27 protein-coding genes are annotated in these 26,212 nt (G+C 35.4%); 10 read left to right on the top strand and 17 right to left on the bottom strand.

The window, feature by feature from the left end:
• Positions 1-13: 13 nt before the first annotated feature.
• Both nagE and AC0L0O_RS25280 read right to left on the bottom strand, forming a co-directional pair.
• Positions 14-1,507 carry an N-acetylglucosamine-specific PTS transporter subunit IIBC gene (gene nagE, locus AC0L0O_RS25275; RefSeq protein ID WP_000938883.1) on the bottom strand — a complete coding sequence of 498 codons (1,494 nt, stop codon included), beginning with the start codon at positions 1,505-1,507 and terminating at the stop codon, positions 14-16.
• A 141-nt stretch (positions 1,508-1,648) separates the two neighbouring features.
• Positions 1,649-1,762, bottom strand: coding sequence for a hypothetical protein (locus AC0L0O_RS25280; RefSeq protein ID WP_002035643.1), 114 nt, complete (start codon positions 1,760-1,762; stop codon positions 1,649-1,651).
• A 69-nt stretch (positions 1,763-1,831) separates the two neighbouring features.
• Between AC0L0O_RS25280 and glsA the strand changes: the two genes are divergently transcribed.
• Both glsA and AC0L0O_RS25290 read left to right on the top strand, forming a co-directional pair.
• Positions 1,832-2,761 (top strand): glutaminase A, encoded by a 930-nt coding sequence (gene glsA, locus AC0L0O_RS25285; protein WP_001149852.1) that lies wholly within the window; start codon positions 1,832-1,834, stop codon positions 2,759-2,761.
• A 175-nt stretch (positions 2,762-2,936) separates the two neighbouring features.
• Complete coding sequence (locus AC0L0O_RS25290; protein WP_000766603.1) at positions 2,937-3,278, top strand: DUF3969 family protein; 342 nt, start codon at positions 2,937-2,939, stop codon at positions 3,276-3,278.
• Positions 3,279-3,300: 22 nt separating this feature from the next.
• Here AC0L0O_RS25290 and AC0L0O_RS25295 read toward each other — a convergent pair whose 3' ends face one another.
• Entirely contained in the window at positions 3,301-3,459 is a 159-nt protein-coding gene (locus tag AC0L0O_RS25295) for a hypothetical protein (protein ID WP_000532409.1), read from the bottom strand.
• Positions 3,460-3,573: 114 nt separating this feature from the next.
• Positions 3,574-4,185, bottom strand: coding sequence for a sporulation membrane protein YtaF (ytaF, locus tag AC0L0O_RS25300; RefSeq protein WP_428889565.1), 612 nt, complete (start codon positions 4,183-4,185; stop codon positions 3,574-3,576).
• A gap of 129 nt (positions 4,186-4,314) precedes the next feature.
• Here ytaF and AC0L0O_RS25305 point away from each other — a divergent pair, with 129 nt between their 5' ends.
• Positions 4,315-4,968 (top strand): helix-turn-helix domain-containing protein, encoded by a 654-nt coding sequence (locus tag AC0L0O_RS25305; RefSeq protein ID WP_001123637.1) that lies wholly within the window; start codon positions 4,315-4,317, stop codon positions 4,966-4,968.
• A 101-nt stretch (positions 4,969-5,069) separates the two neighbouring features.
• On the opposite strand, the gene AC0L0O_RS25310 is transcribed toward AC0L0O_RS25305, so the two are convergent.
• Entirely contained in the window at positions 5,070-6,392 is a 1,323-nt protein-coding gene (locus tag AC0L0O_RS25310) for an acetylornithine deacetylase (RefSeq protein WP_428889566.1), read from the bottom strand.
• 151 nt (positions 6,393-6,543) lie between these two features.
• Between AC0L0O_RS25310 and AC0L0O_RS25315 the strand changes: the two genes are divergently transcribed.
• Positions 6,544-6,741, top strand: coding sequence for a hypothetical protein (locus AC0L0O_RS25315; protein ID WP_473786179.1), 198 nt, complete (start codon positions 6,544-6,546; stop codon positions 6,739-6,741).
• Positions 6,742-6,791: 50 nt separating this feature from the next.
• Here AC0L0O_RS25315 and truA read toward each other — a convergent pair whose 3' ends face one another.
• From truA to AC0L0O_RS25345, 6 genes are all read right to left on the bottom strand, one after another.
• Positions 6,792-7,529: a tRNA pseudouridine(38-40) synthase TruA gene (gene truA / locus AC0L0O_RS25320; RefSeq protein WP_428889568.1), complete on the bottom strand. Its 738-nt coding sequence runs from the start codon at positions 7,527-7,529 to the stop codon at positions 6,792-6,794.
• A gap of 56 nt (positions 7,530-7,585) precedes the next feature.
• Positions 7,586-8,965, bottom strand: coding sequence for a 23S rRNA (uracil(1939)-C(5))-methyltransferase RlmD (rlmD, locus tag AC0L0O_RS25325; RefSeq protein WP_000615206.1), 1,380 nt, complete (start codon positions 8,963-8,965; stop codon positions 7,586-7,588).
• 10 nt (positions 8,966-8,975) lie between these two features.
• Positions 8,976-9,839: a DNA-3-methyladenine glycosylase family protein gene (locus AC0L0O_RS25330; protein WP_000269437.1), complete on the bottom strand. Its 864-nt coding sequence runs from the start codon at positions 9,837-9,839 to the stop codon at positions 8,976-8,978.
• Between the two features lie 59 nt (positions 9,840-9,898).
• Positions 9,899-10,681, bottom strand: coding sequence for a delta-lactam-biosynthetic de-N-acetylase (gene pdaA / locus AC0L0O_RS25335; RefSeq protein ID WP_000681209.1), 783 nt, complete (start codon positions 10,679-10,681; stop codon positions 9,899-9,901).
• A gap of 126 nt (positions 10,682-10,807) precedes the next feature.
• The gene (fumA, locus tag AC0L0O_RS25340) at positions 10,808-12,328 is read right to left on the bottom strand and encodes a class I fumarate hydratase (RefSeq protein WP_342380938.1); all 1,521 of its coding nucleotides are present in this window, start codon (positions 12,326-12,328) and stop codon (positions 10,808-10,810) included.
• 206 nt (positions 12,329-12,534) lie between these two features.
• On the bottom strand, positions 12,535-12,717 hold the full coding sequence (locus AC0L0O_RS25345; RefSeq protein WP_000513558.1) for an SE1561 family protein: 183 nt from the start codon (positions 12,715-12,717) through the stop codon (positions 12,535-12,537).
• 213 nt (positions 12,718-12,930) lie between these two features.
• Between AC0L0O_RS25345 and yfkAB the strand changes: the two genes are divergently transcribed.
• Positions 12,931-14,058 carry a radical SAM/CxCxxxxC motif protein YfkAB gene (gene yfkAB / locus AC0L0O_RS25350; protein ID WP_000156006.1) on the top strand — a complete coding sequence of 376 codons (1,128 nt, stop codon included), beginning with the start codon at positions 12,931-12,933 and terminating at the stop codon, positions 14,056-14,058.
• A gap of 35 nt (positions 14,059-14,093) precedes the next feature.
• On the opposite strand, the gene AC0L0O_RS25355 is transcribed toward yfkAB, so the two are convergent.
• Positions 14,094-14,891: a YfkD famly protein gene (locus AC0L0O_RS25355; protein WP_003158879.1), complete on the bottom strand. Its 798-nt coding sequence runs from the start codon at positions 14,889-14,891 to the stop codon at positions 14,094-14,096.
• A gap of 81 nt (positions 14,892-14,972) precedes the next feature.
• A complete protein-coding gene (cax, locus tag AC0L0O_RS25360) occupies positions 14,973-16,028 on the bottom strand; it encodes a calcium/proton exchanger (protein ID WP_000482146.1) in 1,056 nt (351 codons plus the stop codon).
• Positions 16,029-16,206: 178 nt separating this feature from the next.
• On the opposite strand from cax, the gene AC0L0O_RS25365 reads away from it, so the two are divergent.
• The 3 genes from AC0L0O_RS25365 (at position 16,207) to AC0L0O_RS25375 (ending at position 17,459) form a co-directional block, all read left to right on the top strand.
• Positions 16,207-16,623: a pyridoxamine 5'-phosphate oxidase family protein gene (locus AC0L0O_RS25365; RefSeq protein WP_428889574.1), complete on the top strand. Its 417-nt coding sequence runs from the start codon at positions 16,207-16,209 to the stop codon at positions 16,621-16,623.
• Between the two features lie 154 nt (positions 16,624-16,777).
• Complete coding sequence (locus AC0L0O_RS25370; protein WP_000817786.1) at positions 16,778-16,924, top strand: BH0509 family protein; 147 nt, start codon at positions 16,778-16,780, stop codon at positions 16,922-16,924.
• Positions 16,925-17,030: 106 nt separating this feature from the next.
• Positions 17,031-17,459, top strand: a complete 429-nt coding sequence (locus tag AC0L0O_RS25375; protein ID WP_000100306.1) for an EamA family transporter — start codon at positions 17,031-17,033, stop codon at positions 17,457-17,459.
• An 8-nt stretch (positions 17,460-17,467) separates the two neighbouring features.
• On the opposite strand, the gene AC0L0O_RS25380 is transcribed toward AC0L0O_RS25375, so the two are convergent.
• Complete coding sequence (locus AC0L0O_RS25380; protein WP_000434857.1) at positions 17,468-18,064, bottom strand: DedA family protein; 597 nt, start codon at positions 18,062-18,064, stop codon at positions 17,468-17,470.
• Between the two features lie 474 nt (positions 18,065-18,538).
• On the opposite strand from AC0L0O_RS25380, the gene AC0L0O_RS25385 reads away from it, so the two are divergent.
• A complete protein-coding gene (locus AC0L0O_RS25385; RefSeq protein WP_428889576.1) occupies positions 18,539-21,301 on the top strand; it encodes a tetratricopeptide repeat protein in 2,763 nt (920 codons plus the stop codon).
• A 41-nt stretch (positions 21,302-21,342) separates the two neighbouring features.
• Here AC0L0O_RS25385 and lepB read toward each other — a convergent pair whose 3' ends face one another.
• The 3 genes from lepB to AC0L0O_RS25400 form a co-directional block, all read right to left on the bottom strand.
• Positions 21,343-21,879, bottom strand: coding sequence for a signal peptidase I (gene lepB, locus AC0L0O_RS25390; RefSeq protein ID WP_428889577.1), 537 nt, complete (start codon positions 21,877-21,879; stop codon positions 21,343-21,345).
• Positions 21,880-22,121: 242 nt separating this feature from the next.
• On the bottom strand, positions 22,122-22,802 hold the full coding sequence (locus AC0L0O_RS25395; protein ID WP_075396352.1) for a lysoplasmalogenase: 681 nt from the start codon (positions 22,800-22,802) through the stop codon (positions 22,122-22,124).
• A 121-nt stretch (positions 22,803-22,923) separates the two neighbouring features.
• Positions 22,924-23,874, bottom strand: coding sequence for a DMT family transporter (locus AC0L0O_RS25400; protein WP_428889579.1), 951 nt, complete (start codon positions 23,872-23,874; stop codon positions 22,924-22,926).
• A 270-nt stretch (positions 23,875-24,144) separates the two neighbouring features.
• On the opposite strand from AC0L0O_RS25400, the gene AC0L0O_RS25405 reads away from it, so the two are divergent.
• Positions 24,145-26,070, top strand: a complete 1,926-nt coding sequence (locus tag AC0L0O_RS25405; protein WP_428889581.1) for a heavy metal translocating P-type ATPase — start codon at positions 24,145-24,147, stop codon at positions 26,068-26,070.
• The last annotated feature ends 142 nt before the right edge of the window (positions 26,071-26,212 follow it).

Consider the following 26,212-nt stretch of genomic DNA (forward strand, 5'->3'; position numbering starts at 1 on the left):
CTTATCTAATTATTTATACGTGTTTTTTCATATCATCGGCAACAGATTCAACATTTGTACCTACGATAACTTGGACACTCGTGTTACTTAATTTCATAACACCTTTTGCACCAGCACGTTTTAATGCTGCTTCGTTTACTTGACCAGCATCTTTCACTTGTAAGCGTAGACGTGTTGCACAGTTATCAATAACTGTTAAGTTTTCTTTTCCACCTAAAGCTGCTACGTAAGTTTCACCAATTGAACCTGCAACTGGAGCTTCTTCGCCTTCAGCCATTTCCTCTTCATCTTCACGACCAGGAGTTTTTAGGTCGAACTTCTTAATTAAGAAGTAGAATACTACAAAGTAAATTGCTGCGTAAATTAAACCGATTCCTGCTAGTAACAATGGTTTTGTTGCAATACCGAAGTTTAAGACGTAATCGATTGCCCCGGCACTAAATGAGAAACCATCATGAATGCCAAGTGTTGTTGTAATGAATAAAGACAGACCTGTTAATACAGCATGAATTCCATATAGTACTGGCGATAAGAACATGAATGAGAATTCAATTGGCTCTGTAATACCAGTTAAGAATGAAGTTAATGCTAGACCACCTAACATACCTGTAACCATTTTACGTTTTTCTGGTTTAGCAGCTGCAATCATTGCGAAACATGCTGCTGGTAAACCGAACATCATAACTGGGAAGAAACCAGTCATAAACATACCTGCTGATGGATCTTTTGCAAAGAAACGTGCAATATCACCATGAACAATATCGCCAGCTGCATTTGTAAAGTCACCAAGTACGAACCAGAAGTATGTGTTCATTACGTGGTGTAAACCAATTGGAATTAATAAACGGTTTAATAATCCAAATAAACCAGCACCAATTGAACCTAAGTTCACGATACCATGTGCCACTGCATCAATACCACTTTGAATTGTTGGCCAAATTTGACCGAATACCAATCCTAAAAGTAACATTACGATTGAAGTAATGATTGGTACGAAGCGTTTTCCTGCAAAGAATCCTAACCATTCTGGTAGTTTAATCTTATGGAATTTGTTGTATAGTAATCCCGCAACAACCCCTGCAATAATACCACCGAGTATGGCCATATTTATTTTTGGCGTTAACGCCGCTGCTTTTGAAACCTTTGTCATTGTATCTGCTAATTTAGTTGGATCTACTGAACCGACTAAATCTTGAACACTTTTTAATTTATCATTTAACTCTGCTGCTGAATACGTCTTACTTAGAGCATTCGTTGTATTTTGTAAAACAAGATATCCGATTGCTCCGGCAAGTCCAGCTGCTCCACTACCGTCAACAGACAAACCGATTGCAACACCAATTGCAAAAATAAGTGCTAAATTATCAAAAATTGCTGCACCGGCCTGTGCCATAACAGGAATGTTAAATACGTCTTCTTGTCCTAAACGAAGCAATAATCCTGCTGCTGGTAGTACGGCGATTGGAAGCATTAGCGCTTTACCAATACGTTGTAGAAACTGCAACATTTTAATTCCCCCTATCAAATTTATGAAATCGTTATCATTATAAGTACGCCTTAGAAAACGCTTTCTATTTACATAACCATAATAACATATAGTTGTATAGATGTGTAGTTTTTATTTTTGAATTTTTCATGGATAAATCTCCTATTTCCAAACTGTTATATAAAAGGAAAATTCTCCTTTTTCACTACAGAATACTCGAAACGAAAGGCCTAATATAGAACATGTAACTTTCGTTTTATCATTCCACTTTTTCATGTTATTATTTATTTCCGAGCATATCGGGAAAAGTAAACTTAGTTAATTCGAAATAGGAGCGTTGGTACTATGCAGTGCATTGAAACAAACAACTTACAACAGTTGTTAGAACAAGTAAAACCATATACGAAAAAAGGAAAGCTTGCTACTTATATCCCCGAACTAGGAAATGCCAATCCAGATGATTTAGGGATTGCCATTTTCCATAAAGAAACAGAATACATCCATGCTGGCAACTCACAAACACTATTCACTCTTCAAAGTATTTCAAAAGTAATTACACTTGCACTTGCACTTTTAGATCGTGGTGAAGAATATGTATTTTCTAAAGTTGGAATGGAGCCAACTGGTGATCCATTTAATTCTATTATTAAGTTAGAAACGACGAGTCCTTCTAAACCACTTAATCCAATGATTAATGCAGGGGCACTAGCTATTACAAGTATGTTAGCAGGAAAAGATAACGAAGAAAAAATGGAGCGCATTCTTCATTTCGTACGTGAAATAACAGATAATCCTACTATTAATTATTCTTCTAAAGTTGCCAATTCAGAATTAGAGACAGCTTACTTAAATCGTTCACTTTGTTACTATATGAAACAAAACGGAATTATTGATTGTGATATCGAAGAACTTATGGATTTATACACTCGTCAATGTGCAGTTGAGGTAAACTGTATCGATTTAGCACGTATCGGTTTAATTTTTGCGATGGATGGATATGATCCATATAAGGAAAAACAAATTATCCCTAAGCATATTACAAAGATTTGTAAAACATTTATGGTTACATGCGGTATGTATAACGAGTCTGGTGAATTTGCGATTCGTGTTGGTATCCCCGCAAAAAGTGGTGTAGCTGGTGGCATTTTCGGCTGCGTAAAAGGAGAAATGGGAATTGGTATTTTCGGACCAGCTTTAGATGCAAACGGAAATAGTATCGCTGGTTTTAAAATTCTTGAACTTCTTTCTGCCCAAGAAGGTTGGAGCATTTTTTAATTCAGAGCTATCCTGCTATACTAGCAGGATTTTTTCATTTCATAAAAACCTTAACTGTATCAACTATCCACGCCCGTACAAAAACCGTGCTGAAAGTTTCTCTATATCATGCATATTTGCTCCCCCCTCCTGAATAATATAGTACAACCTAGCGCTATATGTGGAGGTGTGAAAGATGAAACTAATATTTCAAATGGGAAAACAGCCTGTTCTTGAAAAAACAATTCTTCTTTTTATATTGAGTATTGTAGAAAGCTTGAAGTTAAAAGTTGTTTCACTCGATGAAGCTCACCGATACATATTCAATTTAGAAGTACTTGAACTGTTAATGGATCGGAACATCGATGATCAAGTACTTGAACTTATTCATTTCGGAATGGGACTTGAAGACATTCATCATGTGCTTCCTGAAGAACTTGAACATACGATTGAAGAATTAAAGTGGCTTTGTATCCAAGTATTAAGTGAGTACAGTATGCATGAAGAATCAGAACAATTAATTGAAGATATACGGTAAAAAAGCACCTATGTAGGTGCTTTTAATGTTTTTTCAAACTATTTTTATACGCCTCAATATTTACTGGTAGCTCTTCCTCTTCCAAAGTATGTTCATTTACATCTTTATGAATGAACGCACCTTTAGGTGGTTGATGATCGTGCCCTTTTTTCTTATGATCAAATGCTTTTCCGCGTCCCATACAAATCCCCCTTTCTTAAAAGAAATCCGTATTAGTATGGAGAAAAGTACGTCGATATATGCAATCCCTTGCCGTATTTCCAAGGAAATACTCGAACCTTGTTTTCTACTCTCCTTACAACAACTGATCAATCCCAATAAAAATTAATAACAATCCTGCAATAACTGTCGCCCATTTCCCTAAGTATTCTGCTAAAAATCGTTTTCCTACATACGCAAATCCACTAATACAAATAAAACTAAATACCCCAGAAATAGTTGCTGTAAGCCACAGGTTCAAGTTTGTTACCCCAGCATCAAACCCACCTGCAATATTATTAATAGACAACGCAACCCCTAAAACAATTGCTTCTGAAAAACTAATTGTTTTTGAACCATCAAAATCTGCTTTTTCTGGATCACGTAAAATTCCCATCAGTACATTACCATCTTTAGAGCCTACGGTATTTTTTTGCCCCAAGAAAGGCTGGCACAAAATAAACACGCCAATTATCGCTAAAACGATTGCTCCAATCAAGTTTGCTGTAAACTCTGAAATAAATAGCGCAATCCAGTTCCCAAAAAAGCCAGCTAATAAAGTAAATAAAAACCCAAAAAATGCGATGATAAAATTGTTGAACCACGAAATTCGGATTTTACGAATGCCATATGCAATCCCAACACCTGCATTATCTAAATTAGAAGCAATCCCAATTAAAAAAATTGAAAATAGACCTGCCGTACTCATAAACAGCCACCCCTTTTTCTCACTTTTCAATGCATCTTATGAAAATGTTGAGCAACTGTGCCTGTCTGTTTCATATACATGTAATAAATGCTCAACATTTTTTCAACAACAAAAAGGAGTGCCTTCGCTATGCCTAAAGACAATCCAAATGAGCGGCTTAGTAAATTAATAAAAAAACTTTTAAAAGAACGTGCCTTATCTATGCGCCAACTCGGAATGCTGACAAATATTGATCCTGCAACAATCTCAAGAATTATGAATGGTAAACAACCACCAAAGCAAAAGCATCTACAAAAATTTGCAGAATGTCTGCAAGTCCCACCCCAATTATTATTTGATGAAATGTATCCAGATTCTCCTCACATTAATAAAGAAAAGACGGATATGTACACATCTCTTGATACCATTCAGCAAACGCTGCAATCCTCTAACTTATTCGATTTCGACTACACAACAACTCGCGTGAAACAAGAGCTTGAAAACTATGAACGATATGCTCAAACAACAGAGGGTGAAAAGCGTATTCACGAAAGTTTCGCAAGCAAGTTAGAACAAATTGATAGTGCTGGCCCTTTCATTGAACAATTAACAGATATGTATCAACAATTTTGCAACGAAACGATTCCAAAAGAAGAGCGTGCAGTTCTTGGCGGCGCATTACTGTATTTCATTTTATCGACAGATATTATTCCTGACTACCTCTTTCCAATTGGCTATTTAGATGATGCAATTGCTGTTGAATTAGCAAAAGAGAAATTAATCGAACTCAAACGAAAGACATAGAAAAATAAAGAACTATTTCAGTTGTTTCTATTCAACTCTGAAATAGTTCACTAAAAAAAATCGTACAAGTATACATACCTGTACGATTTCAACATACTAATCTATTTTTTCGTATGACACCATTCATATATAAATGCTGTTATTACTTTTGTAAATTCAATTAACTGCTCTACTTCAACTTTCTCATTTATTGAATGAGCTTCTTCTAATGTACCTGGTCCGTAAATAACAGCCGGAATATGAAATTCACTAAACCAACCACCATCCGTTACCGTTGCAGACATATCTAAAATTGCATGTTTAGAAAGAACTGATTCGTGTGCTGAGCTAAGCGTTTTTACAGCTGCATGTTCACTATCTATTTCTAAAGAAGGGAAAATTTCGCCACGATCCACAATCATTGATTCTCCGCCCCACTTAAATTGCGGTGGATTTTCACTTAACCATGGATCGGCATCTGCCACTTTCCCGATATACTCTTCAATTTCTTTTATTATTTGTTCATGTGTTTCATTCGGATAAAAGTGCACTGTTATCCACAAACGGCACTCATCCGCAATAAACGCTGCATGCCGTCCACCTTCTATAACAGCTGGATTAATTGTTGTTGTTCCAGACGAATAACCTTCATATGTTTTCATAACTGCCCAATGCCGCTCTAATTCCTGTAAACTTTGTACAATTTTCATCATTTTTTCAATCGCACTCGCTCCGAATAAACGTCCTCCAGCATGGATCATTTGTCTGCGCGTTGCATCATGAAACGTTTTGGGGCTTTTCACAGTAATCCACCCAGTAATTACGCCGCCCTGTCCTTGCATATGTAAATCACTCGTATCCACTACGACTGCAAAATCAGCATCATAACCTCGCCTGCAGCATTGAAGTGTACCAGCTTCTCCAACTTCTTCCCCAATTACGGATTGAAAGATTAAATCTCCAGGTAACTCAATGCCAGCTTCTTGTAAAAGCTGAATAGCGAATAACGCTCCAGCTAGTCCCCCTTTCATATCAGCTGCACCACGTCCAACTAACCAACCATCTTTTATAAATGGCTCAAACGGATTTGTTTCCCACGCCTCATCTGCTGACACTTCAGCTACATCCATATGTCCATTAATAATAAGACTTTTATGTGTTTCACTTTCTATCCCTTTTTTGACCCCAACAACGTTCGGATCATTCGGATATACATCCCATTTATCAACACTAAAATTTCTTTTTCTTAGAAAATCTGCAACAAATTGTTGTGCCTCATTTGTATTTCTCGCCGGCGGTGCTGGTGTTTCAAAACGAATTAAAGTTTTTGTAAGCTCTAGTAACTCATCTTTTCGTAGTTCAATCTGTTCTAATAGCTGTGAAACGTCTGGATTCATTGCTAATTCCCCTTTGCATACGTAGTATGTTTCCAGCTTTATTTTCACAAAAAAAGAGACTGTTTACAATTTTACAGTCTCTAAATTACTACATATTATAAACTTTCTACTTCCCTTAAAACAAACCTTTCTCTTGATGTTATAAATTGGTAAAACATGCTACAATAAACATATAACATACTAGAAAGGAACGATATATATGAGTAATGATAAAAAATTAAAGTTATTACAATACTTAGCCTTCTTCCCTACCCTTGTATGTATGATATTACTCATTGATATGAATGCCTATCCTTATGCAAAGCTACTAGCAACAATTAGCGGCTCTTTTGCAGCTATTATGCTTGCTGCCTTTTGGAATTTTAAGATACGTATGAAGAGAGAGAAACCTTCTTAACGCCAAAACATAAAAAATCGAGCCTACACAGCTCGATTTTTTACTGATTATTAAAACTCAACATTCTCCAAATACAAACCACTCGCCTCAGCAAGACAATTAATTTGATTACGTTGTTTCGCCTCTAGAATTTGTGGAATCGCCTCTGCAGCTAATTGTCCTAATCCAACTTCAATTAATGCTCCAACAATTTTTCGTACCATGTTATGAAGGAATCCGTTACCACTTACTCTAATTTGTACAAATCCTGCCTCTTCCATCACATCAAGTGTATATACTTCTCGTACCATAGACTTTTTCTTTGATTTTGCATTTGAAAAAGCAGTAAAGTCATGTGAACCAACTAAATGTTTCGCAGCTTCTTTCATGCTTTTCACATTTAATTTTTTATTCACATGCATGCTGTATTTACGCATAAATGGATTCGTATGCTCTTCATTCCAAATTTTATACAGATATGTTTTTGCTTTAGAATTGTAACGAGCATGGAAGCGATCATGTACTTCTTCTACATTCGTAATGCTAATATCATTTGGCAAATATTGATTCAAATATTTTTTCACTTTATGTTCTACTAACTTCTCATCACTTTGAAAGTTAGCCACTTGATTCAAAGCATGTACACCAGCGTCTGTTCTACTGCAACCGATAATTTCAATTTCTTTTCCGATCATTTCAGATATGACACTTTCGATTTTCCCTTGAATCGTATTATCGTTATTGCCGAGACGTTGCCAGCCTTTAAAACGTGCACCGTCGTACTGAATTGTTAATTTATAATTGTTCATCTTATTCTCCTTCACAGAAAATATTCCCTCATATCATGAGGGAATATGAATAAACTTTACTTTCTAACAAGCTTCACTACATTTTCTACATGAGCTGTGTGCGGGAACATATCAACTGGTTGTACATATTCCACTTCATAGCTCTTCATTAACGCTTGTACATCACGTGCTAAGGAAGAAGGGTTACAAGATACGTAAACAACTTGTTTTGGCTTCACTTTTAAAATTGTTTCCAGTAATTTATCGTCGCAACCTGTACGTGGTGGATCGACAACAATTACATCTGGACGCCATCCTTCTTTTACCCATTTAGGTAACCATTGTTCAGCTTTACCTGCTTCATATTTCGTATTTGTAAATCCGTGACGCTTCGCATTTTTTCTTGCATCTGCAATTGCTTCTGGAATTACATCCATACCACGTACTTCCGCTGCATCATTTGCAAGCCAAAGACCGATTGTACCAACACCACAATATGCATCTACAATTTTCTCATTTCCTGTTAAGGCAGCGGCTTTTTTCGCTTCATTATATAATACAACCGTTTGTTCTGGATTCAACTGGAAGAATGCACGTGCTGATAATTCAAATGATAAATCACCAAGTGTTTCTTGAATTACTTCTTTTCCAGCTAATTTAAATGTTTTATCTCCGAAAATAACAGATGTTTTACGCCAGTTTACATTTTGCATAATTGATTTAACAGCTGGCATCTGTTTTTGTACTTCTGCAATAAATTGTTCTTTATTTGGCAACTCTTCTTTTGTTGTAATAAGTGTAACTTGTACTTCCCCTGTTTGAACTGCAGTACGTGTCACAATTGTACGTACTAAACCTTTTTGTTTTTTCTCATTGTAAATAGAAACATTTAATTTTTCTAAAATACGTCTTACAACTTTTGTCGCTTCATTCGTTGCTTTATGTTGAATCATACAATGAGCAATATCAATTAACTGATGTGAATTTTGTTTATACAGCCCTGTAATAACCTTTTCGTCTTTACGCCCCACTTGTAATTGACTCTTATTACGATAATGCCATGGATTTTCCATGCCAAGCGTTGGACGAATTTTCTCTTCCATACTGTTTTTCATGTATTTCTCAAATGCTTGTACAACGATATCACGCTTTTGATTCAATTGTTCTTTATAATCTAAATGTTGCAGCTGACAACCGCCACACTCCTCATATACTGGACACGGTGCTTTCACACGATGCGGTGAAGCTTTACGAACTTTTTTCACTTTCGCTTCTGCGAAGCCACGCTGAATTTTCGTTGTTTCAGCAACAACTTCTTCTCCTGGTAATGCCCCTGGAATGAAAACAACTTGTCTCTTAAAATAACCAACGCCTTCTCCGTTAATCCCAAGACGTTTAATTGTCACAGGAAATGTTTGACCAACTTCCAACTTACTCTCATGTTGCTTTTGTATCATTATTACACCTCTACTCTATACTTTTCCATAAATATAACGCTGCATAACTGCAGTATGGTTCACACTCTTGTTTCACTTTTTCTAAAAATGCATCATCAGGTTTATCATCTAATTGAAATACACCTTGTACTGCACGCTGAATCCCAATGTCCGCTTTCGGAAACATATTTTTCCGTCCAAGCCCAAACATTAAAAAATTTTGCACTGTCCATGTGCCAATCCCCCTAATTGGTAACAATCGTGCTGAAACCTCTTCTTCCGCCCTGGTTTCTATACTCGCTAAATTTAATGTACCACTGGCAATACTTTGACCTAATCCTACTATATATTCAGCTTTTCGCTGACTAAACTTCTGCTCTCTCAATTCCTCTATTGAAATATTTGCTACTATTTCTGGAGTGGGGAAAAAGAATACACCGTTCTTCTCTGTTCCATATCGTTTCACAAACTGTTCTGTTAACACAGTAGCAAATTTCAAATTTATTTGTTGATGAATGATACAGCGAAGAAGACAAGCAAAATAATCAAATTCTAAAATAATTGGAGTATAAGCATATGTTTCAAATAGTGGACGTAATGATGTGTTTAAAAAATGATTTTGTATATCTTGAAACGGTTCATTCCAATGAAAAATGGCCCTCATTCGTTTCATAACTTTCTCTGGATCTCCTGTCTGACTAGAAATCCAAAACTGTGGATTTTGAACAGTACCAATCCCTTGCAGGCGAACAACAATCTGTTCCTCGTCTATACAAAGCGGGACATAAATAACTTTCTCATCTAATTGAATGACGTTAAGAGGATCAAAAGATAAACGTTTTAACACTTCTTCAAAATGATACGGATACTCTAACGTAACATGTTCGCTCCACATACGTTTCCCCATCCTTTTTACACATCATTATAGCATGAGAAAACCGCAAGCATACATGCTTACGGTTGATTGCTTTTTACTAAGTCATCTAGACTTTTAAAATGATACCCTTTCTCGCGCAAATCATCAATGATTTTTGCAAGTGCTTCTGCATTATCTTTTGATATTGCATGAAGTAATAAAATAGATCCTGGATGAATCATCGTCATAACATTATTATGCGCATATTGCCATCCTCTTTGCTCATCCACTTTCCAATCTAAAAATGCAAGTGACCAAAATACATTATAGTAGCCCATTTCTTTCGTAAGAGCTAACGTTCTTTCACTAAATACGCCGCGCGGAGGACGTACATATTTCACTTCTTTTTGCCCAGTTACTTTTTTAATTTCTTCCGTTACACTCGTTAATTCTTCACGAAGTTTCTCATCATTTACCGCTGTGAAATCAGGGTGACTCCACGAATGGTTTCCAATAATGTGTCCTTCATCTTTCATTCTTAGCAATAAATCTTTTTGTGTTTTAATATAATGCCCCGTTACAAAGAAAGTTGCTGGCACTTTTTTCTCTTTTAATACGTCTAAGATTTTCCCTGTGTATCCATTCTCATATCCATTATCAAATGTTAAATAAATATCCTTTTTCTTCGTATCTCCTAAATAAAACCCACCATTTTTTTGTAGTAAATCTGTATATAGCTTTCCTGCATCTGGTACTGTTTCATTTTTAGGGCGCGGGATTCCCCAGTTATGTGGAGTATTTGTATAAGCTAGTGCAGAAACTGGAACAAGTGCCATCATAATTGAAAAAATGAGACCGATATATAACCATTTATGTTTCATAAATAGTCTCCTTTCCATATATAATCGTACTTGTAGTTTTTGTTGCCGCACATTCTTTCATGCTGAACATGTTTTTCTATATATACCAAAAAAATGCATCTCGAATCATTCGAGATGCATTTTTGTTTACTTAAATACTGGCTCTTTAAAGCTCGCTAATTTTTCAAGTGATGTTTTATCAACATCTGCATGTAAGCTATTACCATGAGAATCCATCGTTACAACTGCTTTAAACCCTTCAATACGTAAGTGCCACATTGCCTCTGGAATACCAAATTGTAAGAAATCAACATCTTTCACTTCTTTAATACATTCAGCATAATATTGCGCTGCACCACCGATTGCGTTTAAATATACACCGCCGTGTTCTTCTAAAGCCGCTAAAGTTTTCGCACCCATACCACCTTTTCCAATGACAGCGCGAATACCGAATTTCTTCATAATATCGCCTTGGTACGGTTCTTCACGAATACTTGTCGTTGGACCTGCCGCTTTAATTTGCCAATTGTCATTTTCATCTTTCACGACAACTGGACCACAGTGATAAATAACTTGTCCATTTAAATCTACTGGACAATCGTTATCCATTAAATGCTTATGGATTGCGTCACGACCTGTATACATCATGCCATTAATTGTTACAACATCACCAACGCGAAGTTCACGAATTTGCTCTTCTGTAATTGGTGCTTGTAATACAATCTCACGTTGCTCTTTTTTTTCTTGCGCTTCTTGCTGAAGTGTATCGTCACCTTCTTGATATAACCAATCCATAATTTCACCTGTTTCAGGGTGAATTGTTACGCCAAGACGGCGATATGCCCAGCAATTATACGCCACAGATACGTAGAAGCTAGCCGGCAGACGATTATACACGCCAATTTTACAGCCAAGTAAAGTTGTTTCTCCGCCAAATCCCATCGTACCAATGCCAAGCTTATTCGCATTTTCTAAGACATATTCTTCAAGTTGTTGTAATTCTGGGATTGGATTAACATCATCTAATGTACGGAATAATTGATTTTTTGCTAATTCGTAACCTGATGTGCGGTCTCCCCCGATACCAACACCAATTACACCTGCACTACATCCTTGACCTTGCGCTTGATACACTGCATGAAGAAGGCATTTACGAATCCCTTCTAAATCACGTCCTGCGCGTCCAAGTCCTTCTAATTCACATGGTAAGCTATACTGAATATTTTTATTCTCACAGCCACCACCCTTTAGAATTAAACGTGCATCAATATAATCTTTTTCCCATTGTTCAAACTTAATCACCGGTGTACCTGGTCCTAAATTATTTCCACTATTGTCTCCAAAAAGAGAATCAACAGAATTTGGACGAAGTTTACCATCTTTTGTCGCCCGCTCAAGCGCATTATAGATAGCTTCCTTCAACTTTAATTGATTCACACCAACTGGTGTATAGATTTTAAACGTTGGCATCCCTGTATCTTGGCAAATTGGTGAGATGTTATCATCAGCCATTTTAATATTATTTGTAATTGTGCCAAGTGCCATCGCAGAGCGAGTCCCTGCATTTTCTCGCTCTTTCGCTTGTTGAATCGCACGACGAACATCTTTCGGTAAGTTCGTTGACGTTTCAACAATTAGTTGATACATGCTTTCTTGAAGCTTTTCCATTGTTACTTCCCCCTCAATTGTGAACGCTACCAAAACGTTATGAGCTGAAAATTCCATTGTTATGCTCTTTCGCTTTTTATTTGTTTCACGCTATTAAAACATAAATGAAATTTTTCACAACTTGATTATACCTCTTTTTCTATCGTCCTTCTATTATCCGCACAGAAAAAGGCTACCAAATTGGAATTGGCAGCCTTTTTAATATATTATTCGTCTTTTTTAAATTGCTCACATTTTAATTCTAATTCATCTAACATTGCAAGAAGACGATCCACATCTTCTAACTCTACTTCTTCAGGTTCAATTGTATCAATTACTTCAATGAACATATTTAAACGTTCTTTTAAATATACTAATTGTGTATCTTTATCTTGAATTGCTTTTCCCATGAAGGCACTCTCCTTTTAATTCGAGTTGCTTTTATTATACCGCAAAAATGATTACAATGGGTATGTAATTTCATCAATTTTGTCACGGTTATTCGCTATAATGTAAGCCCTCTCTCTTTCTCCTCTAAAAAGTTTCACTTTATAAAAAGCACATATTCTTCTATTATAGAGAATGGACAAATTGTTATTTCAATAGTCAAAGGAGTATTTCATATGACGATATCACAAAAAATGAAGCCGATTACTCCTTCTTACGATCCATGGGAAGCGTATATGGACCTTGAAGAGTACGGCAAACTACTATTAACAAATGTTGAGTTTACAACGACGACGTTATGCAATATGCGCTGTGAGCATTGCGCTGTTGGTTACACGTTACAGCCGAAAGACCCGAATCCGCTTCCGATGGATCTTTTATTAAAACGATTAGATGAGATTCCTCATTTACGTTCTTTAAGTATTACTGGCGGAGAACCTATGCTTTCAAAAAAATCCGTCGACAACTATGTAACACCACTCTTAAAATATGCCCATGAACGAGGCGTTCGCACTCAAATCAACTCAAACTTAACTATAGATTTAGCACGTTACGAACAAATTATTCCTTACTTAGACGTATTGCATATCTCTCATAACTGGGGAACAATTGATGACTTCGTCGAAGGCGGATTTGCAATGATGGAGCGTAAACCTACGTATGAACAACGTGCAAAGTTATTTGAACGAATGATTACAAATAGTAAAGCTCTATCAGATGCAGGTGTACTCGTATCAGCCGAAACGATGCTGAATAAACGAACTCTACCACACATTGAACATATCCATCGTCAAATCGTTGACGAAATGGGTTGTAAACGTCATGAGGTTCACCCAATGTACCCAAGTGACTTCGCGAGCAATCTAGAAATTTTAACAAAAGCTGAAATTCGTGATGCAATTGAGCATTTACTAGAAATTCGCGATGAAAATGTATGGATGTTATTTGGAACTTTACCTTTCTATGCTTGTAGCGATGACGAGCGAGACATTGCCACATTTAAAAAGTTACAAGAGAGCAAAAACGTAACAGTTCGTAATGATCCAGATGGCCGTTCTCGTTTAAATGTAAATATTTTCGATGGAAATATTATCGTAACTGATTTCGGTGACGTTCCCCTTCTAGGAAACATACAAACAAACACATTACAAGAAGCTTATGACAAATGGAGTGCTTCAAAAACAGCAAAATCATTAAGCTGTCACTGTCCTGCAGTAAAATGCCTTGGACCGAATGTTCTTGTAAAAAACAGCTACTATCCGACAGAAGATTTCTTATCAAAAACAGCAAATATTACATTATAAAAAAACGTCAGCTTATAAGCTGACGTTTTTTTATGTTATTGCGAGTGAGAAGAAGAAATGAATTTAAAATACAAATGATCATGAATTGGAATAGCCGCTCCAATTCCTTGAGAAGTAATATTTTTTACAACAAGCCTTTTTTGATTTCCCTTTAATACAAGGTATACTTCTCCAAATGTCACTTTTCCTTTTTCATTTACCGCTGGTGTATAAGCGTATAAATATCCGAGTTGACTCGGGCTAATATTATACACTCTCTCATGTCCAGTACCATAACCAATGGTAGTTTTAAATGAAAGTGGTAATTGTACTTTTTCAAGTGCTTTGAGAAGCATCATTTTTTTCACATCTGTAGCATCTTTCATATCTGCTGTTAAATCACCTTCAACCGTCTTTTGCGTTTCTTGCTTATAGCGTAGCGGATATAGGCGATCTCCCCCTCGATTATCATACACATTGCGATTTACTTGTTTATATTCCCAATTAATCGATGTATCAATCGATTCATAGTGCAAAGCCCATTGACCTAAATAAATCTTCGCTCGGTACCCTACCGCAAGCGGCGCATTCGAAATTGTCGTTTCATTAAACATTCGAATTAAGTCTGGGTTTTCAATTTTAATATTTGCTGTTTTCAATAGTTCTTGAGCAAACTTACTCGGTTGCAAACGCGGTAAATCTTGCGCATCGTTTGGAAACGTATTGTCTTTAGAAATATTTAAAACAGATGAAGGCATTTTTGTTTCTACCGTTGTCTTTGCAAAACTCATGTTAGGAAATAATAGAATAAACGAGACCATAGTTGAAAGACATATGCTGTATACTCGTTTCACCTGTCTGGCTCCTTCCTACGTAAAGGTATATATACTACTTCGTTTATTGTTTTCTCTGGACACAATTGTTATGCCTATTTTTCATAATAAATAAAAACCAATTCCCATAATGACATACGCTGCTAATAAAGTGCCGCCTTCAAACCAGTTTGTATCTCCATCATTTGAAATCGCAATCGTTAAGAAAACAGCTGTAATCATAGAAACAAGTTCTGGTATTGTAAATACTAAAGGCATCCTTTGCGCGAAGAACATAGAAAGCAGTACTAATACAGGCGCAACAAACATAGCAATTTGCAATGTAGAACCTACTGCAATTTCTACTGCAATATTTACTTTATTTTTATAGGCCATAATAATTGCAGATGCATGTTCCGCCGCATTTCCGACAATCGCAACGATAATAACCCCTATAAATAACTCTGACCAACCAAATGATTTTGCGACCGTCTCAAATGTATGCACGAGCGCCTCTGATACATAAGCTACCGCAATTGTTGCTATGGCTAAAATGAGTAGTGCTTTCCCTTTCGACCACTCTGGTTCTTCTTCATGAGCGACTTCATCACTTTTATGCTGATATACACCACGGTGCGTAACTAACTTAAATAGCAATGCAGCAAGGTACATAATAATCATAATAATCGAGACACCGATACTTAATTGATACGTCTTTCCCGCGTCCATCTTCATTGAAAAAATCTCTGGAATAACGAATGCTACTACTACAGCAAAGATTAATAAAGCTGAATTATGCCTTGCATCATACACATTAAAACTTTGTCTTTTGTATTTAAGCCCTCCTACAAAGAAGGATAGCCCTCCTACTAATAATAAGTTTCCAAGTACAGAACCCGTTAAAGAAGCTAACACCACTTCAATTAATCCTGCCTGAAGTGCAAAAATTGAAATGATTAGTTCAACGGCATTACCGAAAGTAGCATTTAATAATCCACCTATTCTAGGACCTGATACAATTGCCAAACTTTCTGTCGCTCTCCCCATAAAACCCGCTAATGCGATAATCGTAATACAATACACAGCAAACATAATTGTTTGAGGCCAATGAAGTGTTTTCCCAAGTACAGACAGTGGTACACCTATAAGAGCCACGATAAGAAATATTTTATTAAACATGCTTTTCATCCTTCCATCGTATGTATTTCTCCTCGATATTATTATTATTCTTCTCCTAACTTGTCCGATTTCATCACAATTGCGTTTAAAAAATTGAATTGAAGAAAACAGTATGAAAGATGTTTAAATCATCTTGTTTAAATAAAGAAAATGTAAATTAAGAAAAGAGGTAAAAAATATGCACTTAAAAGAAAAAATCGCAACTATTATTCAAGGTCAACGTACTGGTGTATTATCTACAGTACGAAACGAGAAACCTCATAGCGCCTTTATGATGTTTTTCCATGAAGATTTTGTACTGTATGTTGCAACAGATCGACTATCAAAAAAGATAACAGATATCGAAAACAATCCAAATGTACATGTACTACTTGGTCGTGAAGGAAAAAAATTAGATGAAGATTATATTGAAGTGGAAGGCTTAGCCTCCATCGAGGAAGACTCCACATTAAAAAACAAGTTTTGGAATAATAGCTTAAAACGTTGGTTACTCGGTCCTGAAGACCCTAATTATGTACTAATTAAAATCAATCCCGATACAATTTATTACATCGATGGTGCCGGTACGACTGAGCCCGAGTTTTTACGACTATAAAATAAAACAAGCCCCCTTTAGGTGGGCTTGTTTTGTCGAAAAGTTCTTCTAAAAAAAACAATAAAATAGGTGGAACTTTCTAAAGATTCTGTTATATAATAGCAGTAACTTAAATAAACTGTATTAAAACAGATTGAGAGGAGAAATAAAATTGATGAAAAGAGAAGAACGCAAAAACATGATTGAGTTTATCGAAAAGAAAAAAGGGATTGAGCGTGACGAATTATTATTTATGACAGACGATGAAGTAGAACATATTTATAATGTAACGTACTTTTTATATGAGGAAATTGCAGAGTAGTATAATAATCCCCACCTTATTAAAAATATAAGGTGGGGATTATTTCGTTATTAATACATGAGAATGATTTTCATGTATAATAATGTAAGATTGGAGGAATTTTACTATGAGTTCATGGCTCTTATTCGCACTATTATCAGCAATTGCTGCTGCTCTTGTGTCTATTTTCGGTAAAATCGGTTTAGATGGAATCGATGCTAATGTCGCTACGACGGTTCGTTCTATTATTATGGCATTATTTATGGTAGGCGTTATTATTATACAAGGTAAATTTCAAAATATCGGCGACGTGCTGCTAAATAAAAAAGCACTGCTCTTTATCACATTAAGTGGAGTTGCAGGTGCTTCGTCATGGCTATTTTATTTTCTTGCCCTCAAAACAGGGAAAGTTTCACAAGTGGCTCCTGTCGATAAACTAAGCGTTGTATTTTCTATCATTCTCGCCATGATTATACTCGGCGAAAAGTTAAACTTTATGACTGGTATTGGTGTTGTCTTTATTACAGCTGGTGTACTATTTATTGCTTTCAGCTAAAAAAACCGCTACTCGCGGTTTTTCTTTTTCTTTATGTAAAACCATACGACACATGTAACAACTACTGAAATAGATAAAATCCATATTCCATAATGATGTAAACTATACTCAACGAAACGCCACTTCTCTCCTAACTTCCAGCCAAGTCCAATAAAAACACTGATCCAAATAAGCGCACCACCGTAAGCGTACAAACAAAAACGCCAAATTGTTAAATTCGACATCCCAGCAAAATATGCTGTTAAATGACGTACTCCCGGGATAAAGTAACCAATCATTAAAAGAAATGGGCCATATTTTTCAAATAAAATATGTGTTTTTTCAATGTGATGTTCTTTAATTCTAATTTTCGGACCATATTTTTTTAAAACAGGAAGTCCAAGTTTTAAGCCTAGTATATAACTTAATGTAATCCCTAACATCGCACCAGCCATCCCACTTAAAAACGCAGCAGTTCCTGACATAACTCCTTTTGAAACGTTATAACCAACGAAGGTCAATAAAAACTCGTCTGGTATCGGTAATCCAACAATCCCACCGGCCAAAGCTATAATAATTCCAAAATACCCATAATGTGCGATCAACTCGCCAATATGTTGTTCCATTCGGAAGACACATCCTATGCACGATCGTTATTCCACATTGTGCCCTTTCTATCTTTCAGACAAACATGGTATACATATTCACTATACATTGTTTTTATAATGAACTCTACTTCTATCCATTCCTTTAGCAGAAAGAAATGGAACCATCAATCAGTGAGGGTTTGTTCATCCTTGCTCATTTTTAGTACACATCAATCGTGCGCTAGACTCCCGCCACCTTCCCTTATATTCACCTCTTTTTGAAGTGCTAATCTTACTATCTACAAACACCGGGATGAAAAAATAAAAATTCATATGCCTATTTTTTTGTTACAATAAAGGAAAGTTACTTTTCGCAACGGTTTAACTCTCAGGAAAAATGATATACCTAGCAAAAACATAGTTTGGTCGATATAATGCAACTTCTACCTATTAAAAGAACATGCACCCTTTACATACAACATCATTTTTCTAAATTATACAGGGGGAACGAACATGACCATTGAAAATCAATTTATCCAAAAGGTTTACTATAAAACATTTTTAACAGAAGAAACTTCTACTCCAGTATCAGATGTACTTGGTGAAGCATATATAAATGAATCTACAAATGAATTCTCCAACATTTCTAATATCCGTTTTGCTCAAGGCGAATTGTATTACCAAAATAAAGACTTTGAAGCAGCGATATTTAAATGGGAAAAAGTAAATAACGAGCTTGCACTTTGGGCAACCAAAAATATTGCAGATGCTTATTTTGAACTAGGATTCTTACCAAAAGCAGAAGAAATGTATCAATCTATCCAAACGGAAGATACAACTCTTACAATGGAAGTTTCCTTACAACTCCTTTCTCTTTATATCGAGCAAGATCGTTTAGGTCTAGCATTTAAGACGATTAGTGAGGCTGTTGCATTTCAACCTGACTATCCAAATATTACTTCAATTGCTCGCTCATTCTATGAAAAACAAGAAGATTGGAATAATGCCATCGAACTTGCCGTTCAAGAAGGAATTCGAACAAAATCATTACACTGGTTCGATACTTTAATCAATTATGTGAATCAAGGATTTACGAAACAAATCAAACCAGAATATTTCTATGAATCTTTAAAAGCACTATATGCAATTGATCAAGTCCAATTTAAAGAACTTGTTATTACTCTTTGGAACAGCTATCAAAATGAAAAATTACATCTACCTTGGATTGAAACAATCAATCATTTATTCTTACATATTGAAACAGACAACAATGACGATTGGCATGAAATTGTTGAACGTTATCAAGATACGTACTTTGAATTAATTACTGGTGAGCATTTCATGCATGAAATGCAAGGACTTGTACCTGATTTATTAACAAATTGGTTTAGTTTAACGAGAGCAAAAGACGCCCTATTTGTCTCTGCTGCAGTGTTAGCGTGGAATGAAGTTTCACCTACAACTTTAGAGTCATTACTCGTAAAAAGTGCGGGAGCCCTACTTTCTAATTCAACAGCTGAAACAAACGTAAATATGGAAACTGTTTCTCATTTATTCGAAACAATTGCTGTATGGGCTGAAAAAAATGATGTAGATTTAAGTCATCAATTTACGTTACTCGTTCATGAACTATGTGATTTAAATGTTACACAATTACTAATAGCGGGAACTAGTGACCACGATAAATTATCATTCGTCAATTCAATATTAGGAGAGAACATCTTAACTGAGACTATAACAACTCCTATTTTATTTAAAGATGATAGCCAAACTGAAATAACAGAATTTACTGCGTTAGATGTACACAATATACCGAACTTTGATGAATTCCATCAAATAATGGCTACATCTGACCAGTCAGAACTTGAGAATAAATGTATAGAAATTAAATTACCAAGTAGATTTTTAAGAAAAAATAAGTTTGCATTCCTTGTTACGCCATCTGTTCAAGGACAAGTGGATAAAAACAGCTCATATTTTGAATACTTACAAGCGGCAGATAGCCTTATTTACGTATTAAATTCTGCTTCGCCATTACATGGTAAAGAGCTTGATACATTACTTTATTTACGTGAACAAGTACCAAACTTACAAATTCATTTCGTACTACACACAAATAGTGCGGACAAGAATGAAAAACTAATGAGTAAGATTAAAGTCCATTTCCCAAATGCAAAATTCTTCCCATACTCTCCTTCACAAGAGAGTAGCCAGCAACTTGGGGACGTGACAGAGTCTATTCTTTCTAATCTAGCAACACGCGATATAGAACAAGAACGTATAGAAAAACTAATATGGTTTACTCAAAAGACAATCGCATACCTTGTAAATGAACGTGTGGAATTAGAAAATACATTAGTGAAATCAGTACGCTGGAATAAACATATCTCAGTAAAACTAAATGGATTTATTAACAATCTTACCGCTCTTGAAAAAGATAAAATTCGTTCTATTACAGAATCTTATCTTTTAACGAAAGAAGAAATCACACGAGATATCCATTCTCAAATTCCTGAATTATTACAGAGCTGCTCTGACCTTGTTCAAGAAGATAGTGATTTCAAATTAGTTCATGAAGAATTAAATACTGCGATGAACGAACGAATTCAAAAACATGTACAGCAAGTGCTTCTTCCTAAATTTACTGGGTTTATTCAAGAGTGGATTGAAACAGCACATAATGAATTTATTCAAGCTCAATCTTATTTAGATGAAATGAGTGAAACGTTTAATAAATTATATAAAGAAGAACGCATGAAACTTCCTTGCGATTTCAAATTACTAGATGATTGGCATCGAGATGTTGTACGCATGACCAATAGAATTACAGTATCGAATATCAATATTTTATTACGTTTTACACCGACACAATTTTTCTTAAAGAGTGCAGGAAAACTATTTGGTAACATGCAAAAAAATCAATCTATGCTTGCAAACAAATATAAACAGTATATTGAAACGGAAGACTATACGGAAATTGCTCAAACGATTTCAAAACAATTCTTCCTTCAATTTGAAGTATTTGAAGGCGCATTAGAACGAGATATCATGATGTTCTTTAAAGATCCACTTAGCATACTGAAACAAAATGTAGAAGCCGCTCAACTTGAAATACAGGAAGACGAGCAAACATTAGCAACGTTAAGAAGCAACCCAGAAACTTATCACGATCCGTTAGCATTCTTTAAACTGCAACTATTGCAGCACAAATTCGTTTTAAGTACGCACAAAAAAAATGAAGACGTCTATGAATTTAATGAGTCTCCTACGATTTAACATAAAAACCAAGCAAACTGAAATTTGCTTGGTTTTTTACTTTAATTTATTATTTTCATATGTTCAAATGGATAATAAATTGCCGCTAATTCTCCTAATACATCAGCCTTATCAATGAGTCCTAAACCATTTCTACTATCCCTGCTTATTAAGCGATTATCTCCCATAACAAAAATCTTATTTTTAGGAACTGTAATCGGTCCAAAGTCTTCTGTTAAATTCATAAGTTTTTTTTCAGCTTGTTTCTTATTACTATACAAATGCGCTTCCTCTATTACTTCATGATTCACATATAATTGATCATTTCTCACCTCAATGACATCGCCAGGCAAACCAATAACCCTTTTTACATAAGAATTATCCGTCTTCACAACAATAATATCTTCTCTTCCATAACTTTCAAATTGCTTTGCCAACTTATTCACAATTACCTTATCCCCATCTTGTAACGTTGGCTTCATGGACGCTCCTTTTACAGTCGTAGGAAAAAACACGAAAATTTTTGCCAAAAACACCAACAAACATGCAATTGCAATTGTTCCAAAGAATTCACGCCAACGTTTTTTCTTTTGCATCATTCCACCATCTCATCATCTTTTTACTTTTATTATAAAGACTTCAACTGTTTAATTTCTATAAAATTCTGAATTGTATAATTTTAATATTAAAAATTTTAAAATAACATCCTCATAAAATCCTTATTTTTATATACCATATTTTATATGTACCTCACTATTTATAGACAGTAAAATTTAGCTGAAGCAAAATAGTAAAAAAGATACTCTCCAAATAGTCTATCTACTATTTGGAGAGTATCCTTTTATATTCCCACATATACAATACACATTTGAGCCGCTACATATGTAAACCAAATCCAAAGTGGTTCATACTTTAATTTGCGCCCTCCAATATCTGTCACACCAATAATAAAATCAGAAATCACAAATAGTAAACCACCAAAAGCTGGTATCCACCATATTCCTGTATTCTCATAGTATAAGGCGAATGCGAAGCAAGCCATTCCTCCAACCCACAATCCGTAAATTAGAGCTCCTATCGTAAACAATTTATCTTGTTTCTCATTTCGGATAAAGAAGAACCATCCTATAATGAGAAAGAGCCCGTATACGAGTAAACCAATCCAAAAACCATTCCATGAAATGCCTGTTTGCAAAAATGCTTTTACATAAAAACAATGAGCAAGGGCGAAAGTAATCATTCCTCCAATTAACCTGTGACCAATTGGAATCAATCCTGCCATAAATAAATCTCCTACAGTTGATAACGTCATACCTAGTGCAACCCACGTACTATACTCTACTGATGGATCTTGTAACCATATCCAAATTGCACTTATTGTTAAAGAAAAACTAAGAATAAGACGCACCACTAAAGGTAACGGCATATTATTTGTTGTTTTTTTTGTCTGTCCTATTGCGTATATTGCACCAATTAAAAAAAGAATGATTTGTCCAATTAACACCATATAAAGTAGATTCATAACATGTTCTCCTCAATAAATGCTTTTTGTATCTTTTTCGTTGCACCTAGTCTATTATCCTTTTTCTATATAAAAAAAGAAGAACAGTACTGTTCTTCCATTGTAATCGTTTTCCCATTATCTATGCTACTTGTTTTCCTTGCTCTATTTTTTGCTTAGCTGGCATGCGATTCACCACGATAATTCCCGCGGCTACACATGCTAAACCGAATAGTACAAATGAATGAATTGCTTCGCCTAAAATCATGCTCGATAATAATACACCAAATACGGGTATAAAGAACATGTACATGGATACTTTTCCAACCTTGTTATACTTCATAATTGTATTCCAAATGCAAAATCCTGCTGCAGATAAGAAAGATAAGTAGATAAGCATAAGTATTGCATGTACACTAAATGTAAATGGCATAATTCCAACTTGCAAAGCACCTATACATAATAGTCCGATAGAACCAAAAATCATTTGGTATGCTGTCATATAGCCGACATCTAACGTTTTACTACCTTCTTTCGCCAATATGTTCCCATATGAATATAACATTGCTGCACTAAGAAGTAATAAGCTACCGATTCCGAAATGAAATGACAAACTACCATCACTCGGTACATTTACTAAAACAACACCACAAAAGCCGATAGAAACTCCAATTATTTTTCTCATATTGAGAGCATCATCTTTATATAAAAAGTGTGCAAGTATAATTTGAAAGAATGATGATGTTCCTGAAATGATAGCTCCTTCAATACCAGAGCTATAACTCATTCCAATATAAAAACATATATATTGAAGAAATGTTTGAAATAAACCAATTTGTACTAACTGCTTCCCCGTTCCTTTTTTGAAGTTCATGTCTTTTCCTAATAATTTAAAGAAGAATAAGAGCATGACTCCAGATAAGAAGAAACGATAACCAGCAAATAATATTTGCTCCCCAACTTCTTGTGGCTGAATTCCAAGTTCAGCATAACTTAATTTAATAAAAGGGAATGCGCTCCCCCATAAAAAAGTCGCTACTATTGCAGCAATAAACACGCCAATCGGATGGGTAAAAAATTTCTCTGTCTTCACTTGTTGTCTTCCTTTCCGATCTTTTTACGAACAATATTCATATATACCAAAGGAACTGTGAAAACACAAGTTTTCAGTTTATACACAAACAAAAACATATCATCTAACGAAAACATATGCTATACTATAGAATAATTACAACATAATAACTATTAAAATCAGTTTCAACAGAAATGCTGCTATCCATTATGGATGGCAGCTTTCGTCGTTTTATAGGGGTTTCGATTTTGATTCTTTTTCTCAATAAGAATTTGGAAGGAGCGAGTAGTAATGAACTCAGAAGTAAAAACATTACAAGTACAAAAGTCTATTTCTCATCCCTCTTTATGGGATACGTTAAAGAAACATTATGAACTTATATTTGCAATCGCATCTGGTATTTTCATTTTAGGTGGTTGGTTATTCACAAAGAACGATGTAATGAATGTAGGCATTACTTGCTATATCCTTGCTTATATAGTTGGTGGATATGCAAAAGCGAAAGAAGGTATTGAAGATACAATTGAGGAGAAAGAGCTAAATGTCGAAATGCTTATGCTCTTTGCTGCTATCGGTGCTGCAATGATTGGCTACTGGGCAGAAGGCGCCATTTTAATCTTTATCTTCGCACTAAGCGGTGCGATGGAATCTTATACATTAAGTAAAAGTCAAAAAGAAATCTCAGCGCTTCTTGATCTACAACCGGAAGAAGCATTACGCATTTCAAATGGAACCGAAGAACGTGTTCCTGTTGGACGATTACAAATTAACGACATTATTCTAATTAAGCCAGGTGAGCGCGTTCCTGCTGACGGTACGATCCATAGCGGTGAAACAAATATCGATGAGGCAGCGATTACTGGTGAACCTATTCCAAATGAAAAAAAACATGGTGATGAAGTATTTGCTGGTACTGTAAATTTACGCGGTGCTATCGAAGTTAAAATTACGAAGCCAAGTGATCAAACATTATTCCAGAAGATTATCCGTCTCGTTCAAAGTGCACAAAGTGAAAAATCACCATCACAACTATTCATCGAAAAGTTTGAAGGCACATATGTAAAAGGTGTACTACTCGTTGTTGCGCTTATGATGTTCGTCCCTCATTTCTTACTGGATTGGAGCTGGAATGAAACGTTTTATCGCGCTATGATCTTACTTGTAGTCGCATCTCCTTGTGCACTCGTTGCTGCCATTACACCAGCAACATTATCTGCAATTTCTAACGGAGCAAGAAATGGAATTCTCTTTAAAGGCGGCATACATTTAGAACGCCTCGCTTCCGTAAAAGCAATTGCCTTTGATAAAACGGGAACATTAACAGAAGGAAAACCTACCGTAACAGATGTATATGTTCGAGAAAATATGACAGAAAAAGAAGTACTTTCTATTACAGCAGCAATTGAAAGTCACTCTACACATCCTTTAGCTGAATCTATTGTGAAATATGCACAACATACGTATGACATTACATTAAAAAAACCAGAAAATGTTGAAGATGTAACTGGTTTTGGGCTAAAAGGAATATTTGAAAGCAAAGCTTATAAAATAGGTAAAGCTGATTTTATCGGTGATGAAACAAAGACATTTCATAATGGTATTTCTGCCTCACTTGAAAAAGAAGGTAAAACTGTCGTTTATATTAGTGATGAAGAAGGTATTCTTGGACTTATCGCTTTAAAAGATACACTTCGCCAAGAAACAATAGCTGCTATTCGTGAACTACAAAGTATCGGTGTCGAGGCAATTATGATTACTGGAGATAATGAAGAAACGGCAAAAGCTATTGCCTCTGAAAGTAATATAAAGGAACATTACGCATCATGCTTACCAGAAACAAAAGTGGAAACGATTAAAAAGCTAAAAGAAAAATACGGAACAGTAGCAATGGTCGGAGACGGTATAAATGATGCCCCTGCACTCGCTACTGCTAGCATTGGTGTAGCGATGGGAGAAGGAACAGACGTAGCTTTAGAAACTGCAGATGTTGTACTTATGAAGAACGAGTTATCTCGACTTTCCCAAGCGATCCGTTTATCAAAACGAATGAACCGTATTGTAAAGCAAAACGTAATCTTTTCACTAGCTGTAATTGCAATGCTAATTTGTTCAAACTTCTTGCAATTTTTAGCTCTTCCATTCGGTGTTATTGGGCATGAAGGAAGTACGATTCTTGTTATTTTAAACGGGTTACGATTATTAAAAGGAAACAATTAAAACGGGTCCCTCATAAAGGACCCGCTTTTTTTAATGGTAGCTATTATGCCCGTTCGCACTACCACTCGTTTTATGCTTTGGATGCGAACTGCTCTTTTGTTTATTGTTATTTTTATTGTTGTGATTCTTTTTATTATTACTC

The organism is Bacillus sp. GS3m_15504, assembly GCF_055825275.1.

Excerpts from the sequence above, each read along its gene's own strand:
- ytaF (WP_428889565.1), bottom strand. The coding sequence starts at position 4,185 with ATGAGTACGGCAGGTCTATTTTCAATTTTTTTAATTGGGATTGCTTCT.
- nagE (WP_000938883.1), bottom strand. The coding sequence starts at position 1,507 with ATGTTGCAGTTTCTACAACGTATTGGTAAAGCGCTAATGCTTCCAATC.
- AC0L0O_RS25405 (WP_428889581.1), top strand. The coding sequence starts at position 24,145 with ATGAACTCAGAAGTAAAAACATTACAAGTACAAAAGTCTATTTCTCAT.
- AC0L0O_RS25380 (WP_000434857.1), bottom strand. The coding sequence starts at position 18,064 with ATGGAACAACATATTGGCGAGTTGATCGCACATTATGGGTATTTTGGA.
- AC0L0O_RS25280 (WP_002035643.1), bottom strand. The coding sequence starts at position 1,762 with ATGAAAAAGTGGAATGATAAAACGAAAGTTACATGTTCTATATTAGGC.
- rlmD (WP_000615206.1), bottom strand. The coding sequence starts at position 8,965 with ATGATACAAAAGCAACATGAGAGTAAGTTGGAAGTTGGTCAAACATTT.
- AC0L0O_RS25385 (WP_428889576.1), top strand. The coding sequence starts at position 18,539 with ATGACCATTGAAAATCAATTTATCCAAAAGGTTTACTATAAAACATTT.
- AC0L0O_RS25290 (WP_000766603.1), top strand. The coding sequence starts at position 2,937 with ATGAAACTAATATTTCAAATGGGAAAACAGCCTGTTCTTGAAAAAACA.
- AC0L0O_RS25305 (WP_001123637.1), top strand. The coding sequence starts at position 4,315 with ATGCCTAAAGACAATCCAAATGAGCGGCTTAGTAAATTAATAAAAAAA.
- AC0L0O_RS25330 (WP_000269437.1), bottom strand. The coding sequence starts at position 9,839 with ATGTGGAGCGAACATGTTACGTTAGAGTATCCGTATCATTTTGAAGAA.
- fumA (WP_342380938.1), bottom strand. The coding sequence starts at position 12,328 with ATGGAAAAGCTTCAAGAAAGCATGTATCAACTAATTGTTGAAACGTCA.
- AC0L0O_RS25365 (WP_428889574.1), top strand. The coding sequence starts at position 16,207 with ATGCACTTAAAAGAAAAAATCGCAACTATTATTCAAGGTCAACGTACT.
- glsA (WP_001149852.1), top strand. The coding sequence starts at position 1,832 with ATGCAGTGCATTGAAACAAACAACTTACAACAGTTGTTAGAACAAGTA.
- lepB (WP_428889577.1), bottom strand. The coding sequence starts at position 21,879 with ATGATGCAAAAGAAAAAACGTTGGCGTGAATTCTTTGGAACAATTGCA.
- AC0L0O_RS25315 (WP_473786179.1), top strand. The coding sequence starts at position 6,544 with ATGAGTAATGATAAAAAATTAAAGTTATTACAATACTTAGCCTTCTTC.
- pdaA (WP_000681209.1), bottom strand. The coding sequence starts at position 10,681 with ATGAAACATAAATGGTTATATATCGGTCTCATTTTTTCAATTATGATG.
- truA (WP_428889568.1), bottom strand. The coding sequence starts at position 7,529 with ATGAACAATTATAAATTAACAATTCAGTACGACGGTGCACGTTTTAAA.
- AC0L0O_RS25295 (WP_000532409.1), bottom strand. The coding sequence starts at position 3,459 with ATGGGACGCGGAAAAGCATTTGATCATAAGAAAAAAGGGCACGATCAT.
- AC0L0O_RS25395 (WP_075396352.1), bottom strand. The coding sequence starts at position 22,802 with ATGAATCTACTTTATATGGTGTTAATTGGACAAATCATTCTTTTTTTA.
- AC0L0O_RS25345 (WP_000513558.1), bottom strand. The coding sequence starts at position 12,717 with ATGGGAAAAGCAATTCAAGATAAAGATACACAATTAGTATATTTAAAA.
- cax (WP_000482146.1), bottom strand. The coding sequence starts at position 16,028 with ATGTTTAATAAAATATTTCTTATCGTGGCTCTTATAGGTGTACCACTG.
- AC0L0O_RS25370 (WP_000817786.1), top strand. The coding sequence starts at position 16,778 with ATGAAAAGAGAAGAACGCAAAAACATGATTGAGTTTATCGAAAAGAAA.
- yfkAB (WP_000156006.1), top strand. The coding sequence starts at position 12,931 with ATGACGATATCACAAAAAATGAAGCCGATTACTCCTTCTTACGATCCA.
- AC0L0O_RS25375 (WP_000100306.1), top strand. The coding sequence starts at position 17,031 with ATGAGTTCATGGCTCTTATTCGCACTATTATCAGCAATTGCTGCTGCT.